The following is an 18,566-nucleotide window of genomic DNA, read 5'->3' on the forward strand; positions in this document are numbered from 1 at the left end:
TTGTTCTTTGTGTCTTTGCGAGGTGTTTTAGCCGAGCAGCGCGCCGCCATCGATGTCGATAATTGAGCCAGTCACATATGAGTTTTTAATCGCGAACAGATAGCCCATGGCGGCCTCTGAAGCATCACCGACTTTGCCAACAGGTAAGTTCTTCTTGGCGTTGTCGTACATGGTGTTACGAGATGAGTCGTCCATATTCTTGTAGGCTTCGGTCATGGTTAAGCCTGGGCTGACGGCGTTCACTCGAATAGGCGCAAGTTCTTTTGCAAGCACTTTAGTCACACTCTCTAGTGCGGCGTTGATGGCGGTTTTTACGTAAGTGCCTGAGACTACTTTGCGTGACAACATGCCTGTGGTGAGCGTGATAGAACCGTTGGGTTTGATGTAACGTGCCGCATGCTTGGCGACGTTTAGGCTGCCCCAAAATTTGGTATCAAATGCCGTTTTTGCGTCTTTAAGAGCAACGTCGGTCACCTTTCCTGCGGGAGCAGATGAGCCAGCCGTGACCACCAAATGATCGAAGGGACCAATCGATTCGAAGTATTCGCAAATCGACTTTTCATTACTGATATCAACGCCTGTGTGTCGACTAGCAATGTGTACTGTGTTGTCTTCGTTTCTCAATTGCATCGCTAATGCTTTACCGATGCCTGATGTGCCACCAATGATGACGAAAGTGCTTCTTTCTTGGTTCGTTAATACGTTGTTCATGTTCTGAATTCCTGCGTGTTCTGCTGATAGTTGTCATTATATTTATTCGATTAATTTTGATAATTGGCTAAAATGTGAATTCATTATTCGGTTTAGGTGAACAGTGTGGCGAGGAAGAAATAGCATGGATAAGTTTTCAGACATGGCGATGTTCGTCAGTATCGTGAAGCACCAAGGGCTGGCTGCAGCAGGGCGTGAGCTAGGCTTATCACCAGCGACCATGACGGCAAGGTTGCAGGCACTGGAAGAGCGATATGGCGTGAAGCTGTTGAATCGAAGTACTCGACATGTGTCTTTGACTGACTCTGGCGAGCTATATCACAAGGCGTGTCTAGAGATATTGGATAACGTTAGCGAAGCCGAAAACCTGATTCAAAATGGCGTCAAAGAGGTTAAAGGCCCTTTAAAGATCGCCGCACCGAAAGACATCGGTAAGCAATACATTCTTCCGATTCTCTCTGAGTTCTGTCAGCAATATCCTGACGTGATCCCTTACCTGTATTTGAACGATAACCTGTCGAATATTGCAGAGTCGGGCATGGATGTGGTGATTCGCTACGGAGAGTTAGTTGACAGCAGCTTGATATCAAGACGTTTATCCCCGAGCCGACGTGTGTTGTGTGCTTCTCCTGAATATCTTGCCAAGCATGGAACGCCATTAACACCTCAAGATTTAGCAGACCATGATTGCTTAGCAATGCTGCGCAGCAATGAAGAGCTCAAGACTTGGCACTTTCAAGATCACGATATGAAGAAGTCGATTACCGTTGTGCCAAAGCGATTCTCAGACGATGGCGAAGTGATTCGCTACTGGGCATTAAAAGGCGAGGGTATTGCGCTCAAATCCGTGCTGGATGTGCAAGATGACATCAATAACCAACGCCTTGTCACGCTGCTCAACGGCTATATGAAAAACTTCAATACTTCGACCTCTGTATCAAGCGCAGACTTGAATGTGGTGTACATCAGCAAGAAGTATCAACCTAAGCGAATTCGACTATTTTTGGATTTCCTAATCGATAATTTTGGCCGTTTGACAGATAAATCAATTAATTAACGCGATATGACAAAACTCTCGAACTGAAAACGAGGCTGCGGACAGAACTGGCTGAACTGGTTATGATGTGAGCAATACATGGATGTTACTGGAGAGAACAATGAAAATAGTTGGCAATACGGTGATCAAACCATTCCATAAAGCGACCTGTCATTGTGGTGCGGTGGAGTTAGAGCTCAGCCTACCTAACGGCATCGAAAAGCCGCGTCGCTGCGATTGCTCTATTTGTCGTCGTAAAGGGGCGATAGTGGGCTCGGTAGCCTTGGATGGTATCAAGATCCTCAAAGGTGCAGAGCATCTCAAGTTATATCAATTCAATACCAACACCGCGAAGCACTACTTCTGTTCGAACTGCGGTATCTATACCCACCATCAACGTCGCTCTAGCCCAAATGAATATGGGTTCAATATTGGTTGTTTGGAAGGGGTGAACCCTTTCGATATCGGTGATGTGGTGACTAACGATGGTGTAAACCATCCTGCGGATCGCTAAGGAGAAAACATGTCTGATTATGGTGCCCTGATTCGCTGGCAGAAAGGTGACGATGAGGTATTTAGCGATAACCAATACAGTCGCGGGCATACATGGGAGTTCGACGGTGGCGTTATTGTACCCGCCTCGTCATCGCCTCATGTGGTGCCATTGCCACTTTCGGTGGCTGAAAATGTTGATCCCGAAGAAGCCTTTATTGCCGCGATTGCCAGTTGTCATATGCTGACGTTTTTGGGCATTGCTGCTAAACAAAAGTACGTGATTGAGTCTTACGTTGATGATGCGATAGGCGTTCTTGAAGAAGATAAAGCAGGGCGAGCTTGGGTTAGCCATGTGACGCTTAGACCTCAAATCCAGTTTGTTGGTGATAAGCGCCCAACGGATAAACAGCTCGAAAAGTTGCATCACCTGGCGCACAGTAACTGCTTCATTGCCAACTCTGTAAAAACCGAGATCACGGTAGAGATCGACTCGTAACCCACATTATGTTTTCAGTTGTACTCAAGATCAATTAAGGGAGCAACTTAGCGATGCTCCCTTACTTTGGACTGAGACTGCGATTGATAGGGCGTTGCTCAAGCCGATCTGCTTACAGCGGCTTCTTCAAAGCACCTCTCAACGTATTCAGTTTGATTACTTATCTAACAAAAAATCCAAAGCTAATTTGTAGCCTTTTGTGCCCATACCTATTATGGTGCCTGCAGCGACAGGTGAGATGTACGAGTGATGGCGGAAAGCTTCGCGTGCATGCACGTTAGAGATGTGTACTTCAACCACTGGTACCTCAACCCCTTTGATCGCATCGTGAAGAGCAATCGACGTATGCGTGTAAGCACCTGGGTTAAACACAACGCCAGCGCATTCACCTTGAGTAAACTCACGCCCAGCTTTGTGGATGGCATCAATTAGGCTGCCTTCAGTATTGCTTTGAAAACACTCAGCGTCATAACCGTACTCCGCTGCGACTTTGCGGCAGTTTTCTTCTACGTCAGCCAGTGTTTCGTAGCCGTATTGTGCAGGCTCACGTGTGCCAAGTAGGTTCAGGTTTGGTCCGTTGAGTATTAAGATTTTTTTCATTGAGTCATTGTCCTTAACGTAAATTCGCAAGCTGTGTTTGCTTAAAAGTATTGAGTTGTTGAGTTGAAACTTGGGCACCAGTGAACAGGGTGAACGCGTCATGTGCTTGATGGAAAAAGAGTTCAAAGCCACTCAACGTATTGATCGATTTCTGCTGTGCGGCTTTTAGAAACTCTGTCTCTCGCGGTGTGTATACGGCATCAAAACACCAAGCCTGATCCTGCAACCAAGAGGCTTCAATTGGGCAACCGGGTGTTTGATAGTGACCGATGGGCGTGCAATTGAGGACACCTTCTGCTTTTTGTACCGCTGTTTCTAGCGTCGTTTCATTCAAACATACGGTATCTATATTCTCAGCCGCAAGTAGCTTCGCTAGGCTATTCATTTTTGTTAGATCCCGGTCATATATTGCGATCTCTGTCGCACCGAGATCGGCCAGTGAAAAGCAGATTGCTTTGCCGACGCCACCACAACCAAGCACTACCACGTTGCCCGGCTTGTGCTGAGCAAATTGGTTAAATGCAGCGATAAAGCCACTGTAGTCTGTGTTGTAAGCGATGACCTGTTGGTCACGTTTAACCAGCGTGTTAGCTGCACCGACTCGCTTGGCACAAGGCGCGAGCTGATCGGCGACCGATAGTATTTGTTCTTTGTAGGGGTAGGTAACGTTAGCTGAATCAATCTCGTTGTCGAACAAGTCAGTAGTGTGCTGGTGGAGTGCTTCTGCGCTGTTCGTGGTCAGCTCTTCGAGTTGGTAGTGCAGTTCAATATTAAGCTTTTCAGCAAGGGTGTTGTGAAAATCTGGCGATTGAGAACGTTGTATGTTCTGCCCTATGAGTCGACATTGAATCATGATTCACTCCTTATCGTTATTTGTCACTACGCTAGCAAAACCCTCTTTATCGCGATAATTGTTTTTTCCTAACACCCATTCAATTTTTGAAGATTGCCGATAACGCAGGGCGCAGCACCTAAGCGGTAACTGGTGTAATTGCACTCCCTATCTCAAAATCTTATACCTTGCGAAATAATTGAAATATCGCCTTTGTCACCACCTCTTTATAGTGAATACATCAGCGAGCAGTAACCACCTTTGAAGGGATTCACCTGCCGAAATGGATTAAGAGGGAACACAAATGCAGAACAACGTCGTAGTACAAAATATTCAGCGCGCAGACAAAGAGCTTATTGAAGGCCTGCGTCAATGTGGTGTGGCTACCATTCATGAAGCTCAGGGACGTAAAGGCTTATTGGCTCACTACATGCGCCCAATTTTCCAAGGCGACGCGGTTGCAGGTTCTGCATTGACCATCTCAGGTGCAGCGGGTGATAACTGGATGATGCACGTAGCGATCGAGCAAGCAAAAGCGGGTGACTTCTTAGTATTCGCACCGACTTCCCCTTCTAATCACGGCTTCTTTGGTGACTTGCTAGCGACATCGGCGCAAGCGCGCGGTGTGGTCGGCCTTATCATCGAAGGTGGCGTACGTGACACTTGTGACCTGCGTGAAATGAATTTCCCAGTATGGTCTAAGGCGATCTTCAGTGAAGGTACCATCAAGGAGACATTGGGTTCAGTGAACGTGCCAATGAATTGTGCCGGCGCTCTGGTCTACCCAGGTGATGTGATGGTTGCGGATGAAGACGGCGTTGTAGTTGTGCGTCGCGAGGAGGCGGAAGAGGTTCTGCATGAATCATTAGCGCGCATGGAACGTGAAGAAGCAAAGCGTGTTCGATTAGCGAACGGCGAGTTGGGTCTGGACATCTATCAAATGCGTGGCCGTCTAGAAGAGAAAGGGCTGAAATATGTCTAGCCATCCCTTCAGTGCACCATGCATGTGGATGCGATCTGGTACATCAAAGGGAGCCTATTTCCTGCGCAAGGACTTACCAGAGAGCGAGCAAGCATGTGAGCAGTTTTTGTTATCGATGATGGGTACCCCGGACCCAAGACAGATCGACGGTATTGGCGGCGCAGACCCACTCACTTCGAAGGTGGCGATAGTGGAATCGTCAAAACGTGAAGGCGTCGACGTTGACTACCTATTTCAACAGGTATTTGTTGACCAAAAGCTTATTAGTGGCAAGCAAAACTGTGGCAATATTTTAGCGGGTGTTGCACCGTTTGCGATTGAACGTGGACTAGTAGAAGCACAAGAGGGTCAAACCTCTGTTCGCATCTTCATGGAAAACACGCAGCAGGTAGCAACGGTTACTGTGCAAACCCCAAACAAGCAAGTGACTTATGCTGGTGACTGCCATATTGATGGAGTCCCTAATACAGCGGCTCCGCTAGCGGTCTGCTTTGAAGATACGGCTGGCTCTACCTGTGGTGCTTTATTGCCAACGGGGAACGAAGTCGACGTGATTGATGGCGTGAGCGTAACTCTGATTGATAACGGTATGCCTGTCGTGGTGCTAAGAGCGCAAGATTTTGGCCTAACTGGTGACGAGTCTCGCGAGCAATTGGACGACAACGCAGAACTTAAGCAACGTCTGGAGTCGATACGCCTGCAAGCTGGGCCAATGATGAATCTCGGTGATGTTCGTGAGCTAAGCGTGCCGAAAATGACACTGGTGAGCGCACCTCAATATGGTGGTGGTATTTCAACGCGAACTTTTATCCCCCATCGCTGCCATGCGTCGATTGGTGTATTGGGCGCAGTGAGTGTCGCGAGTGCCTGCATCTTGAATGACGCCCCAGCAAAGCAACTTGCTGAAGTCAAAATAGAAAAACAAATACATATCGATGTTGAACACCCAATCGGAAAGATGAGCGTGGTGCTAGACGTTGAACAAAATCAAGTGAAGTCCGCCGCGATCCTTCGCACAGCAAGAAAGCTGTTCGATGGCACCGTATTTGGACTGTAAGCCTGCTGAAAATAACAAGGAAGAAACATGGACGCTGATTACCTACCGTTCCACCCAAATCCAAGCAAGCCGAAGTTTGTGGTGCCAGAAGGCGCAGTGGATAGCCACTGTCACGTTTTTGGTCCTGCGGCTAAATTCCCTTACTCTCCGGCGCGTAAGTACACCCCGTGCGACGCGTCAAAAGAGCAGCTTTTTGCCCTGCGTGATCACTTAGGCTTTAGCCGTAATGTGATTGTTCAAGCTTCTTGCCACAGTACCGATAACCGCGCGCTTGTTGATGCGCTAGAGACCGCTGGTGAGTTAGCTCGTGGCATTGCATTCGTTGACGAAACTGTCACTGACGAAGAGCTGCAAGCGATGGACAAAGCTGGCGTTCGCGGTGTTCGTTTTAACTTTGTGAAGCGCTTGGTTGATACAGTACCAACTGAAAAACTTAAAGCGATAGCTGAGAAGATCCGCCCATTAGGCTGGCATGTTGTGGTCTACTTTGAAGCGCAAGATATCGATGATGTGACGCCGTTTTTAGAAGAGCTTAACATGACGGTAGTGATTGACCATATGGGTCGTCCTGACGTGACAAAAGGTGTTGATAGCCAAGAGTTCGGCAAGTTTATTTCGCTGATGGAGCGTAACCCAGATATCTGGTGCAAAGTGAGTTGCCCAGAGCGTTTGACTCAAACGCCACCGGATTACTCCGATGTGGTGCCGTTTGCAAAAACCTTGGTTGATCTGTTTCCAAACCGCGTACTTTGGGGTACCGACTGGCCACATCCAAACATGAAGTCACACACTCCAGACGATGGCCACTTAGTGGATGTGATTCCACAAATTGCCACTACTGTTGAGCAGCAGCAAGCACTACTTGTTACTAACCCAATGAAACTTTACTGGCCGGAGAGCGTGTAACATGACTTACCTAAATAACAAGCCGATCCCCGGCACAACCATGTTTGATGGCGCGATGGCGCGTAAAGGCTATGGCTTGAACAAGATGTGTCATTCACTTAACGAACAAGCGGGGCGTGATGCGTTTTCAGCTGATGAAATGGCTTACTGCGACAAGTATGGCCTGACGGAAGCTCAAAAGACGGCAATCAAGGAGCGTGATGTTCTAGGGTTGATCGCAGAAGGTGGCAGTATCTATTACCTTGCCAAATTCGTCGGTATGTTGGGACTCAACATGCAAGACATTGGTGCAATGCAAACGGGTATGACAGTTGAAGAATTTAAACAGATGTTAGTAGAGGCAGGGAAATAGTTATGGCAAAGATCGTTGGCGGAATTACCACTTCCCACATTCCTTCAATTGGTAAAGCAATTGAGAACAATCTACAACAAACTGAATACTGGAAGCCTCTGTTTGATGCGTATCCACCGATTCACCACTGGCTAGATGAAGTTCAACCAGATGTAGCAGTCGTTTTTTATAACGATCACGGCCTAGAGTTCTTCTTAGATAAGAAACCGACCTTCGCCATTGGTGCCGCGCCAAGTTATAAGAATGCCGATGAAGGCTGGGGTATTCCAACTATTCCAGAAATCAACGGTGACCCAGAGCTGTCGTGGCACATCTGTAACGAACTGGTTGAGAACGAGTTTGATATTACCATCTGCCAAGAGATGAAAGTTGACCACGGTCTAACTGTACCAATGCAGCTGATGTGGCCAAACTTCAGCTACGGTCACATGAAGGTGATTCCGGTATGTATCAACGTAGAACAGCACCCAATGCCATCACCTAAACGTTGTTACGATCTAGGTAAAGCGATTGGTAAGGCAGTAGAAAGCTACGATAAAGACTTGAAGGTTGTTGTACTTGGCACTGGTGGTCTTTCTCACCAGCTAGACGGTGAGCGTGCTGGTTTTATCAATAAAGAGTTCGACCTTTACTGCATGAAGAAGCTGATCGACAACCCAGAAGAGCTGACTAAACTTTCGATTTACGACCTAGTAGAGCTGGGCGGTGCGCAAGGTGCGGAATTCATTATGTGGCTTGGTATGCGTGGTGCATTGACTGGCGAGCTTAACGTGCTGAAAAGCAGCTATCACGCCCCCGTGTCGAATACCGGCGCTGGCACCATGTTGATAGAAAACCGCTGATTACATTAACCGTCAAATGTTTAAAAAGCCCCAGAGTGTCATGCTCTGGGGCTTTTTATTATTAGCAGATTAGCTTTGTTGAATCTCGTGGGACAATGCTATAGCCCGTGTCGACCACTCTTGGTACAAAGTTCTCATCGTGAAAGCTTTCGAAAGCTAAGTTAGCCAGCTCTTCAGCGATGATTTGACTATTAAGATTCACACTGGATAGGCTGATTGGAGTCAAACATGAGCTTATTGAGAAATCACCAAAGCCAATCACACTGAGTTGCTCTGGGATGGCGATACCTCTTTGTGTTGCTTCTAAGATGACGCCGATACCTATCGCATCATTGGTAGCAACAATCCCATCAATGCCCCGATGGTTTGCTAAGGCTTGCGAGAGATGGCGTCGCGTATCTTCGTAAGAATTTCGCGTGTAAGGGATATCAATAAGCACAGGTTCTTGTTGCTCTGCATTACGAAGCGCTTCGCAGTATCCGATATATCGCTTTTGAGCACGTATGTCATCTTTATAGCGCGTTGAAAAATAAGCGATTTTTTTACAACCTGAATCAATAAGATATTGGGTTGTATCAAAGCCAGATTTTTCGTGCTCAAGTCCGACTCTAATATCGGTATCACCACCTAAATCGAGTAGCTGAATGACAGTCGCAGAGCTTCCTTTAAGCATCTTGTTGGTCGCATCAGTATGCTCTTGACCTGTGATGATTAGAATCGAAGGTGACCACTCAAGCATTGAGCGAACCTGCTCTTCTTCTTTATCTAAGTTGTGATCATGGGATGCTATTTTTAGTTGGAAGCCTTTTGGGCTAACTAATTCCTCTAACTGCTGCAGAATGTCACTGATCACTTCATTGGCAATGGATGGAACAATGACAGAAATGCTTTTGCTCTTGCTGCCGGTAAACTGACTCGCGATCTTGTTGTAAACATAGCCAAGCTCATCAATTGATTTTTGAATCTTATCGCCAGTTTTCTTAGAGACCTTTTCAGGCTTTCTGATATAGAGAGAAACCGTAGATGGTGAGACGCTCGCGTGAAGCGCAACGTCATCAATCTTAACAGTTTGAGTGGCTTTTTTTCGCATAAGGACGTAAACCTGAAGACTTAACGAGTTTAACAATAATCACAGTCGCGCCAAAAACGATAGCGGCAACCAAATATGGGTAGGTTACTGGTACCCCGTTAGGGTTAGCAATACCAAGTGGCGATAGCGTAACATAAATGAGAACTAATGCCGCGACCATAAATACACTATAAGCTTCGGCATAACGCCACTTCGCCATAGGAATCTGAGGTTTGCTCATTTTCTCGACATAAGCATGACTTGGTGAGAAATGGCCGATCAGCAACATAATCGAGATTTCCAGTACGAACAATATCCCCATTAGGTGGATGTAGTGAACGGTAATAGCATCTTTGAAGATAAAGTTGTAAGCACTGTAAACAACGATATGGAAAGGTAGGATAAACTTCGCTGCTTTCGCTGGCACCTTAGTCGTTAAAAAGCCAACCAATACAATCGCAATAACCGGAATATTATAGAAGCCAGTGAATCGACGCAGCAGATCAAAGATACCGCTTGGGAACTCCAATAGTAACGGAGAGATAATAATAGAGATTAGCGCAAAACCCAGTGACGTCATTTTACCGACTCTAACCAGTTTCTTCTCATCATTACACTTCATTAGTGGGCTGTAGAAATCGAGTGCAAACAAGGTCGCACTTGCGTTCACAATACTATTAAAGTGGCTGATCACCGTACCAAACAAGGCTGCAGCAAATAGACCCGTTAACCACCAAGGAAGAATCAGCTTCACCAGCGTTGGGTATGCTAAGTCAGGCAGTTCTAGAGTATCACCGTAAATCTTAAAAGCGATGAGCCCTGGCAGTACCATAACGATAGGCACAATCAGTTTGATAGAGCCTGCGAATAACACGCCTTTTTGACCTTCAGAAAGAGACTTAGCACCAAGGGTACGCTGAATGATCATCTGGTTGGTACACCAGTAGAATAAGTTCGCCGCAATCATGCCAGTAAAGATGGTTGAGAATGGGACGCTGCTATCTGCGTCACCAATGGCGTTGAGTTGTTCTGGGTTACTCTTTATTAGTTCTTCTATTCCAGTTAGCGCACTGCCATCCCCTAGCATCATTAAACCCAAAACAGGAATAAGCAGAGAGGCGAGTAGTAACAGAACTCCGTTAATCGTATCTGAAATTGCCACTGCTTTTAGCCCGCCAATTGCGGCATATAGCCCACCTACAGCACCCATAGCCAATGACAACCCGGCGATTACCCAGAAGTAATCGATATTGACCATCTCTTGTATGTGAAACATTTTCTCAATGGTGATTGAGCCGAGATAAAGACTCACCGGGTTGGCCATAATGACGTAGCCAATCAGACACATCATGCTGATCATACGGCGGGTGTGGGCGTCAAAGCGTTCTTCCAAAAATTCAGGAATCGTTGTTAGCCCTCGCTTCAAGTACCTAGGAAGAAAGAACAACGCCATGATGATAGTCGCAATGGCGGCTGTACTCTCCCAAGCCATACCACTGATATCAAATCGATATGCGTTGCCATTTAGCCCAATCAGTTGCTCGGCAGATAAATTAGACAACAACAGTGAACCCACAATGAAGTAGGCGGATAACCCCCTGCCAGCTAAGAAAAAACCGGACACACCCTCTTCACTAATTCCCTTCGTTTTTCGATAAGAATATAGCGCTACAATTACTGTAAAGAGCAAAAAGCTAAATGTAATAAAAAGTGACTGACTCATTAAAAGTACCAATTTGATAGCGTTTACGTGGAAAATACCTACATTTTTTGGGCGTCTCACCCTGTTTCTTACGTAAAGTTGACTTAAAACAATAAAAGTTAATTCGTATGCTATGTTTCTTGATAGAGATCTCATTATTGTTTTTTCGGCGTTGCGATCGTAGCGCTACGAAAATAAAGTTCACCCCAAGAGATACGAATAACAAGTTGGAAAATATGTTTAATACAGCGAATTTGAAGAAACGCGATATTTCGGAACTACGAAGCCAACGTTGGTACGCACCAGATACGATTCGAGCGTTTGCTCATCGTCAACGCAGCCAGCAAATGGGCCTGAATCGCGAAGAGTTCATGGGTAAACCCGTTATTGGCATTATCAATACGTGGAGTGACCTAAGCCCTTGCCACTCTCACTTAAGAGAGCGTGCAGAAGCAGTAAAACGAGCAGTATGGGCATCAGGCGGTTACCCAGTAGAACTCCCTGCGCTTTCGGTAGGTGAAGTACTGGTCAAACCAACGACGATGTTATACCGCAATTTCCTTGCTATGGAAGCAGAAGAACTACTGCGTCAGCACCCAATTGATGGTGCAATTTTGATGGGTGGCTGTGATAAATCGACACCTGCTCTATTAATGGGCGCAATTTCAATGGATATTCCGATGCTATTTTGCCCAGCAGGACCTATGTCTTCAGGCAAATGGCGTGGCACAACAACAGGCGCAGGCACTCACACTAAGAAATACTGGGACCAACTTCGTTTAGGCGCGATTACTCAGCACGATTGGGTTGAGTTAGAGGGTGCCATGACCCGTTCTATCGGTACTTGTAACACTATGGGTACTGCATCAACGATGACTTCTATTGCTGATGCAATCGGCTTTATGATTCCAGGTGCTTCTTCTATTCCTGCTGCAGATTCTCGCCATACACAAATGGCTGCGCAGTGCGGTAAAACGATTGTCGACATGGTTTGGTATGACCATAAACCGTCTTCTTGGCTAACTCGTGAAAACTTCCTGAACGGCATCGTTGCTTACATGGCTGTAGGTGGCTCAACAAACGCAGCCATTCACCTGATTGCGATGGCTAACCGAGCGAAAATTAAGATCACGCTTGATGATATGGAAGAAATTGCTCGTAAAGTACCTGTACTTGCGAACTTATTCCCATCGGGTGATCAGCTTATGGAAGAGTTTTTCTTTGCTGGCGGCCTAATGGCTCAACTGAAGAAAATCAGTCAATTCTTACACCTTGACGTAACGGGTGTGCTCAACACGCCAATGAGTAGCTGGTTAGAACACGCTGATTGTTACGATGACAACGTAATCCGTGACCTAGAAAACCCAGTAGTGCCACTCTCTCAAGGCTGCGCACTATCTGTTCTTAAAGGTAACTTATGCCCGAACGGTGCGGTAATGAAATCTTCAGCGGCACTGCCTGAACTGCGTAAGCACCGTGGTCGTGCACTGGTATTCGATAATCATCAAGATTTATCAGACACCATCGATCAACCAGACTTAGATGTGACTAAAGATACAGTCATCATCCTAAGAAACGCAGGGCCAGTTGGTGCACCGGGTATGCCGGAATGGGGCAACCTTCCAATTCCTAAGAAACTTCTTAAAGAAGGCGTCACTGACATGGTTCGAATTACCGATGCACGCATGTCAGGCACACACTACGGCACTTGTATCTTACACGTTGCGCCAGAATCAGCAGTAGGTGGTCCACTCGCATTGGTGAAAACTGACGACATCATCGAGCTCGATATTGAAGCAGGCACACTGAACATGCTGGTGTCTGAAGAAGAGCTAGCAAATCGCCGTGAGAACCTGAAGCCAACACACAAAACATTCGAGCGTTCGTACGCTGCGCTATACCAGCAACACGTAACTCAAGCAGACGAAGGGTGTGATTTCGATTTCCTTCAAGCGGGCAGCGACGTTCCAGAACCACCAATTCACTAAGGTATAAACAATGAACAAATTTAAAAACGCAATTGAAGCTGGTGACGTACAGCTTGGTACTTGGATGATGACTGGCAGCGATACCGTTGCTGAAGCGATGGCGACAGTGGGCTTTGACTTCTTGGTTCTTGACCAAGAGCACGTGCCAGTAGATTCACTCGATGCAGTCCGCATTGACCGTGCTGTTCGCAACGCATCAAACAAAACAGTACCGCTTTACCGCCTAGCGTGGAATGACGTGGTGTTGATTAAGCGTGCTCTTGATGGTGGTGCAAACTCACTAATGGTGCCATTCATTAACACAGCAGAAGAAGCAAAAGCGGCAGTAGAAGCGGCTTACTACCCACCACTAGGTAAACGTGGTTTTGCAGCTGTTCACCGCGCTTCTATGTACGGTTCAAACTCTGATTTCCTACGTGAAGCAAACGAAGAGCTATGCTTCATTTTACAGATGGAAACACCAGAGGCGATCGACAATATGGAAGAGATTGCAGCGGTTGAAGGTGTTACTGGCTTCTTCATCGGCCCTGGCGATATGTCTGCGGCAATGGGTCATACGGGTAACCCGTCTCACCCTGAGGTACAAGCAAAAATCGCACAAGGTCTAGATAAAGCGAAAACACTGGGCTTACCTTGCGGGATCGTTGGCGGTACACCTGAATTGGCGAACAAATACCAAGAAATGGGCTTCTCATTCGTCGCACTTGGTTCTGATATGAGCTACCTAATGGCTCGTGCAAAAGAGCAGCTAGCAGCTATCCGCGGTGAAGAAATCACAGTATCAGGCGGTGAGGTTTACTAATGCTTAATGTCGTCACTAAAACTCAAGGCGAACTTGTACTTAAAGTCGCTCCACAACTTGGCGGTGCAATCGCAGGCTTAACCTATCGAGGTATCGATATTTTAAGACCGTTACCCAATCAAGATGATGTGATTGTGAATCAGTCGGGCAGTTTTCCTCTTGTGCCTTACTCCAACCGAATCGGGCTGGGTAAATTTGAGTTTGGTGGTGAGCGTTATGAGCTAATTAAAAACTTTGGGGACCACCCACATTCCATTCATGGGAACGCTTGGAAAGGCGAATGGGTAGTCGCAGAAGAGTCTGCGACAGGGTGTGTCCTCAAGTTTTTACACCAAGCTGATTTGGAAGAGTACCACCACTGGCCTTGGCCTTATCAAGCAACTCAAACGTTTGAACTGCTTGAAAATGAGCTGAGAGTGACACTGAAATATTTCAATCTAGCAGAGCGCACTGTGCCTGTTGGCCTTGGTTTCCACCCTTACTTTGCCAATGCCGATCGAAGCTTGATTCAACTTAACGCAGACAAGGTATTACTCAACGATGAAAACACCTTGCCATGTGCCACTGTTGATGTGCCTAAAGAGTGGGATTTCAGTACTTTACGACGCCCTCAACCAGAGTCAGTCGACAACTGTTTCTCAGGTTGGGATGGTCACGCCAATGTGATTTGGCCTGAACAAGGTATCAGAGCGGAAATGAGTTCTCCGGATGCAAGCAATGTGATTGTGTTCGTGCCAGGAACTGAGAAAAACTTCGTTGCTATCGAGCCAGTAACGAATGTGAACAACGCAATTAATGACCTCACCAGTGGTGAAAGTGACCAAGCAATGAAGCTAGTCGATGCTGGTCAGTCCGTATCAATGACAATGATTATTAAGGTTTCAGACTATGAGTAATCCAGAAGTCTTATTCGATTACATCGGGCATTTACCTGAATGTCCAACTTGGGATGCCAAGACCCAAACTCTACTTTGGACAGACATTTTAGAACACGAGATCCATCGTTTCTGCCCTGAGAGCAAAGCTCACACTGTACTGAACTTCGATGAAGAAGTGGGTTGTTTTGCTCTGCGTGAAAAAGGCGGCTTCATTGCAGCTATGCGCACAGGCATCTTCCTTACTGATGACAGCGGCAAGATCGAAAAGCAAGTATGTGAAAACCCAAACAATCCGTTTGTTGCGCGTTTCAATGACGGCGGTGTTGACCAAGATGGCCGCTTCTATGCGGGCACTTACTGGGGCCCAAGGACGTTCAACGGTGCAATGTTGATGCGTATTGATGCATCGCTTACACCAAAGGTTGTGCAGTGCGACATTCTTGGCGCTAACGGCCTTGCATTCAGCCCTGACAAAAAGTGGATGTACACCACTGACACTCCTAACCATGTGATGTACCGAACCCCTCTACTGGCGGACGGTGAGCTGGGAATGCGTGAAGTGTTTAAGACTTTCCCTCAAGGCAATGGTCGTCCTGACGGTGCGGCAGTTGATGTGGAAGGTTGTTACTGGACGGCACTGTTTGATGGTCACCGTATCGCAAGAATCAGCCCTGAAGGCGATATCCTTGAAGAGTACCCACTGCCAGTGCGCTGCCCAACCATGGTCTGCTTTGGTGGTGACGATATGAAGACACTCTTCATTACAACTACTCGTGAAAACATGGAACAGGAAGAACTTGAAGAGCGCCCGCTTTCCGGTGCGATCTTCACAATGAGAACCAACGTGGCCGGTATGGTCAAACCAACATTTTTAGAGAACGAATAATATGCAAACTATTGGATTTATTGGCCTAGGTCTTATGGGTGAAGCGATGTCAAAGAACATCGTTCAAAAACACGAAGGTAAAGTTTTTGTTTACGATCTAAATAAAGAGCAAGTCGCTAAGCTCGTGGACGCTGGCGCAACAGCAGCAGACAGCATCGCAGAAGTTGCGAAAAAAGCCGACGTTATCATCTCAATGGTACCGAAGTCAGTTCACGTACAAGCCGTTTACAAAGAGCTTATCCCAGAACTGTCTGAGCGCCATATTACCATCGACATGTCGACTATCGACCCAAGCGTGTCTATCGAAGTCTCGAAGCAAGTGGCTGAAACAGGCGCAATCATGCTAGATGCACCAGTCGTTAAATCAGTACCGGCAGCCATCGCTGCGGACTTAGGTATCTACATCGGTGGTGACAAAGCTGCATACGAAAAAGTAGAGCACATCTTGGCAATGATGGGTTCAAACCAAATCCACCTTGGTGACAATGGCCGTGGTCTTGTGATGAAAATCCTTCACAACAACCTAGTTGGTGGCATTCAAAACGCGATGAACGAAATGGTTGCAGCCGCTGAGCACTACGGCATCGAAAAAGACGACTTTGGTACTGCATGTTCTTACGGTGGTGCGTCGAACTTTTACATGACAGGCAAGCTTCCTGCTGTCGCTAAACAAGATTACACCACTGCGTTTTCTCTAGAGAACATGGCAAAAGACGTTCACATCATGAAATCAATGATGGAAGAGTCAGGCCTGACGCTACCAGGCGCAGAGGTTGTGAAGTCTGTTTATGACCAAGGCCTAGAAGCGGGTATCGGCGGTGAAGACTTCTGTGCAACTTACAAAGTTGTTCAACAAAATTCAAAAGCATAACTAATTTGACCTCCGGCTATCGGCTGGAGGTAATTTCCAATCGAGGCAAAAGAAAATGAATTACGCAGAAAATGTAAAATACGCATCTCTTGAAGGTAAAGTTGCTGTAATTACGGGTGGTGCAAGTGGTATCGGTGAAGAGCTGGTACGCAGCTTTGTAAGCCAAGGCTCTAAAGTTGCTTTCCTAGATTACGACAAAGAAGCAGGTGAGAAACTGGCTGAAGAACTTGGTTGCCTATTCCTGTTCTGTGATGTGACCAACACTGAACTGCTTCAAAACTGTTTCCAAGAAGTGTCTAAGCACTACGGTACGGTTGATATCCTAGTGAACAACGCTGGTTCTGATGATCACCATACTATCGATGATCTAACAGAAGAATACTTCGACAACCGCATCAACATGAACCTACGTCACCAGTTGTTTGCGATTCAAAGCGTTATTGATGGCATGACAGAAAAAGGTGCGGGCTCAATCATCAACATGGGTTCAATCAACTGGATGCGTGGCCGCCCAGGTCGTGTGTGTTACTCACTGTCTAAAGCGGCTATCCACGGTTTCACTCGTACTCTAGCTCAAGAACTAGGTGAGCGTGGTATTCGTGTGAACAGCCTTGTTCCAGGTGCAATCCGCACACCTAAGCAAGACGCAATGTGGGCAAAACTAGACCCATCAGCAGTAAACCAATTCGTAGAACTTCAAGCGCTTAAATTCCGCTTAGATGGCACTCACTGTGCTCGACTAGCGCTGTTCCTTGGTTCGGATGAATCTTGTGGTTGTACTGGCCAAGACTTCGTAGTGGATGCAGGTCTAACTCTTAACTAATTATAATTAAATGGATTTTTAGCAATGTCATTTTTTGATTTAACAACTCCAGATGGAGATGCACTAAGTGGTACAACGGTAATCACTGTTGTAGGTCTTATGTTCATGTACACCTTTGTCGGCATTTGTGCGGGCTTTGGTGGCGGCCTAACGACGATGCCTTTGGTATCAATGCTTTTACCAGTAAAAATGGCGGCACCGATGTCCGTTATGGTTGGTACCGCAACAGCGCTATACGCGACATGGTTATCTCGTAAAGAGACTGACTGGAAATCAGCAATGGTTCTGATTGGTTTCTCTATCTTAGGTGTACCAGTAGGTATCTACGCACTGTCTTACCTACCAGACAGCATCATGAAAATGGGCCTAGGTATTTTCCTAATCGTGTACTCTTTCTACAGCCTATTTGTTCCACGCCTACCGGTTTACGATAAAAACTGGATTGCAGCGCCAATGGGTGCAGTAGCGGGTGCGTTAGGTGCGGCGTTCTCTACGAATGGTCCACCGGTTGTTATCTACGGTATGCTTCGTAACCTTGGTCCTGCGGCTTTCCGTGGCACACTGAACGCGTTCTTTACTGCAAACAACCTAACAATCATTGGTGGTTTGGCAACAAGCGGTATTCTGACTGTCGATACAGTGAAGCTAGTAATGTTCGCTATCCCGACTATGATTCTTGGTTCTGTTGTTGGTCAGTACGTTCATAAACGCATTCCAACATCTGTGTTCCGCCTAATGGTATTTGTACTACTGATTGCTTCAGGTGCAATGCTAATTAAAGGTGCTGCTGACTTACCTGCTGCTCTTTGTCTAGGTGTTGCATTTGGTGCGCTTGCTATCTGCCAACTTGCTTTCGGTAAGAAAGTAGCGGCTATCCGTAAAGCGGATGAAGAAGAAAAAGCGAAAGCAGCTGCGGAAACAGCAACAGCATAACTGACTCTTTCTATCGTTGAATGAAAAAGCCCTATAACGTTTCATCGTTATAGGGCTTTTTTTTGGTTCATCGCGGCTTTCCGGGGAAAGCCGCTTTTATCTTCAAGAAGAAGTAGTCTGTATCTCGATACCCATACCCCATTCGCTTGATTAACTTTATTTTGTTGTTTATCCCTTCCAATGTGCAGGTGTTGAGCGGATAACTTGCCGATCCAATAATACCGTGAAGATAAGGCCTCAGTTTTCGTGCGAACTCTTTCAATGGCTTAATTCCACTTTCTTGCACTTGTGCCCACCATACCTCC

The 18,566-nt window shown here is 46.5% G+C and carries 21 protein-coding genes; 15 read left to right on the top strand and 6 right to left on the bottom strand.

Annotated elements, in window-relative coordinates; all coding sequences use genetic code 11:
* Nucleotides 1-27: 27 nt before the first annotated feature.
* Nucleotides 28-711, bottom strand: a complete 684-nt coding sequence (locus L1D55_RS01365; RefSeq protein WP_239916192.1) for an SDR family oxidoreductase — start codon at nucleotides 709-711, stop codon at nucleotides 28-30.
* Between the two features lie 124 nt (nucleotides 712-835).
* Here L1D55_RS01365 and L1D55_RS01370 point away from each other — a divergent pair, with 124 nt between their 5' ends.
* The 3 genes from L1D55_RS01370 (at nucleotide 836) to L1D55_RS01380 (ending at nucleotide 2,738) form a co-directional block, all read left to right on the top strand.
* Complete coding sequence (locus tag L1D55_RS01370; RefSeq protein WP_239916194.1) at nucleotides 836-1,768, top strand: LysR family transcriptional regulator; 933 nt, start codon at nucleotides 836-838, stop codon at nucleotides 1,766-1,768.
* A 100-nt stretch (nucleotides 1,769-1,868) separates the two neighbouring features.
* Nucleotides 1,869-2,261, top strand: a complete 393-nt coding sequence (locus L1D55_RS01375) for a GFA family protein (protein WP_152470055.1) — start codon at nucleotides 1,869-1,871, stop codon at nucleotides 2,259-2,261.
* A gap of 9 nt (nucleotides 2,262-2,270) precedes the next feature.
* The gene (locus L1D55_RS01380) at nucleotides 2,271-2,738 is read left to right on the top strand and encodes an OsmC family protein (RefSeq protein WP_239916195.1); all 468 of its coding nucleotides are present in this window, start codon (nucleotides 2,271-2,273) and stop codon (nucleotides 2,736-2,738) included.
* A gap of 156 nt (nucleotides 2,739-2,894) precedes the next feature.
* Here the strand turns inward: L1D55_RS01380 and aroQ are convergent, their stop codons facing one another.
* Both aroQ and L1D55_RS01390 read right to left on the bottom strand, forming a co-directional pair.
* Nucleotides 2,895-3,338, bottom strand: a complete 444-nt coding sequence (aroQ, locus tag L1D55_RS01385; RefSeq protein ID WP_008216825.1) for a type II 3-dehydroquinate dehydratase — start codon at nucleotides 3,336-3,338, stop codon at nucleotides 2,895-2,897.
* Between the two features lie 13 nt (nucleotides 3,339-3,351).
* Nucleotides 3,352-4,191, bottom strand: a complete 840-nt coding sequence (locus L1D55_RS01390; RefSeq protein ID WP_239916197.1) for a saccharopine dehydrogenase NADP-binding domain-containing protein — start codon at nucleotides 4,189-4,191, stop codon at nucleotides 3,352-3,354.
* A gap of 283 nt (nucleotides 4,192-4,474) precedes the next feature.
* Between L1D55_RS01390 and L1D55_RS01395 the strand changes: the two genes are divergently transcribed.
* Genes L1D55_RS01395 through L1D55_RS01415 form a run of 5 tightly spaced genes read left to right on the top strand, consistent with a single transcriptional unit; the run spans nucleotide 4,475 to nucleotide 8,309 of the window.
* Complete coding sequence (locus tag L1D55_RS01395; RefSeq protein WP_239916199.1) at nucleotides 4,475-5,152, top strand: 4-carboxy-4-hydroxy-2-oxoadipate aldolase/oxaloacetate decarboxylase; 678 nt, start codon at nucleotides 4,475-4,477, stop codon at nucleotides 5,150-5,152.
* Nucleotides 5,145-6,209, top strand: coding sequence for a 4-oxalomesaconate tautomerase (locus L1D55_RS01400; RefSeq protein ID WP_239916201.1), 1,065 nt, complete (start codon nucleotides 5,145-5,147; stop codon nucleotides 6,207-6,209). Before L1D55_RS01395 ends, L1D55_RS01400 begins: the two co-directional genes overlap by 8 nt.
* A 27-nt stretch (nucleotides 6,210-6,236) precedes the next feature.
* Complete coding sequence (locus L1D55_RS01405; RefSeq protein ID WP_105058663.1) at nucleotides 6,237-7,115, top strand: amidohydrolase family protein; 879 nt, start codon at nucleotides 6,237-6,239, stop codon at nucleotides 7,113-7,115.
* A gap of 1 nt (nucleotide 7,116) precedes the next feature.
* The gene (locus L1D55_RS01410) at nucleotides 7,117-7,467 is read left to right on the top strand and encodes a protocatechuate 4,5-dioxygenase subunit alpha (RefSeq protein WP_105058664.1); all 351 of its coding nucleotides are present in this window, start codon (nucleotides 7,117-7,119) and stop codon (nucleotides 7,465-7,467) included.
* A gap of 2 nt (nucleotides 7,468-7,469) precedes the next feature.
* Nucleotides 7,470-8,309, top strand: a complete 840-nt coding sequence (locus L1D55_RS01415; protein WP_239916203.1) for a class III extradiol dioxygenase family protein — start codon at nucleotides 7,470-7,472, stop codon at nucleotides 8,307-8,309.
* Nucleotides 8,310-8,370: 61 nt separating this feature from the next.
* Here L1D55_RS01415 and L1D55_RS01420 read toward each other — a convergent pair whose 3' ends face one another.
* On the bottom strand, nucleotides 8,371-9,399 hold the full coding sequence (locus tag L1D55_RS01420) for a LacI family DNA-binding transcriptional regulator (RefSeq protein ID WP_128163191.1): 1,029 nt from the start codon (nucleotides 9,397-9,399) through the stop codon (nucleotides 8,371-8,373).
* Nucleotides 9,371-11,101, bottom strand: a complete 1,731-nt coding sequence (locus L1D55_RS01425) for a solute:sodium symporter family transporter (RefSeq protein WP_239916205.1) — start codon at nucleotides 11,099-11,101, stop codon at nucleotides 9,371-9,373. Before L1D55_RS01425 ends, L1D55_RS01420 begins: the two co-directional genes overlap by 29 nt.
* A 215-nt stretch (nucleotides 11,102-11,316) precedes the next feature.
* Here L1D55_RS01425 and L1D55_RS01430 point away from each other — a divergent pair, with 215 nt between their 5' ends.
* The 7 genes from L1D55_RS01430 to L1D55_RS01460 are packed head-to-tail and all read left to right on the top strand — an operon-like array spanning nucleotide 11,317 to nucleotide 18,261.
* The gene (locus L1D55_RS01430; protein WP_045419559.1) at nucleotides 11,317-13,068 is read left to right on the top strand and encodes an IlvD/Edd family dehydratase; all 1,752 of its coding nucleotides are present in this window, start codon (nucleotides 11,317-11,319) and stop codon (nucleotides 13,066-13,068) included.
* A 10-nt stretch (nucleotides 13,069-13,078) separates the two neighbouring features.
* Nucleotides 13,079-13,870: an aldolase/citrate lyase family protein gene (locus L1D55_RS01435; RefSeq protein WP_020197708.1), complete on the top strand. Its 792-nt coding sequence runs from the start codon at nucleotides 13,079-13,081 to the stop codon at nucleotides 13,868-13,870.
* Nucleotides 13,870-14,766 (top strand): aldose 1-epimerase, encoded by an 897-nt coding sequence (locus tag L1D55_RS01440; RefSeq protein ID WP_105058668.1) that lies wholly within the window; start codon nucleotides 13,870-13,872, stop codon nucleotides 14,764-14,766. Before L1D55_RS01435 ends, L1D55_RS01440 begins: the two co-directional genes overlap by 1 nt.
* On the top strand, nucleotides 14,759-15,634 hold the full coding sequence (locus L1D55_RS01445; protein ID WP_239916207.1) for an SMP-30/gluconolactonase/LRE family protein: 876 nt from the start codon (nucleotides 14,759-14,761) through the stop codon (nucleotides 15,632-15,634). The genes L1D55_RS01440 and L1D55_RS01445 overlap by 8 nt, the downstream gene beginning before the upstream one ends.
* Nucleotide 15,635: 1 nt before the next feature.
* Nucleotides 15,636-16,505, top strand: a complete 870-nt coding sequence (locus tag L1D55_RS01450) for an NAD(P)-dependent oxidoreductase (protein WP_239916209.1) — start codon at nucleotides 15,636-15,638, stop codon at nucleotides 16,503-16,505.
* Between the two features lie 55 nt (nucleotides 16,506-16,560).
* On the top strand, nucleotides 16,561-17,328 hold the full coding sequence (locus L1D55_RS01455) for an SDR family oxidoreductase (protein ID WP_045419544.1): 768 nt from the start codon (nucleotides 16,561-16,563) through the stop codon (nucleotides 17,326-17,328).
* A 24-nt stretch (nucleotides 17,329-17,352) separates the two neighbouring features.
* Complete coding sequence (locus tag L1D55_RS01460) at nucleotides 17,353-18,261, top strand: sulfite exporter TauE/SafE family protein (RefSeq protein WP_239916212.1); 909 nt, start codon at nucleotides 17,353-17,355, stop codon at nucleotides 18,259-18,261.
* Nucleotides 18,262-18,328: 67 nt separating this feature from the next.
* On the opposite strand, the gene L1D55_RS01465 is transcribed toward L1D55_RS01460, so the two are convergent.
* Nucleotides 18,329-18,566: transposase (locus L1D55_RS01465; RefSeq protein ID WP_239916214.1), on the bottom strand; the 238-nt coding region annotated here is incomplete at its 5' end.

This window comes from Vibrio sp. Isolate22, from assembly GCF_022398115.1.
Classification (GTDB): domain Bacteria; phylum Pseudomonadota; class Gammaproteobacteria; order Enterobacterales; family Vibrionaceae; genus Vibrio.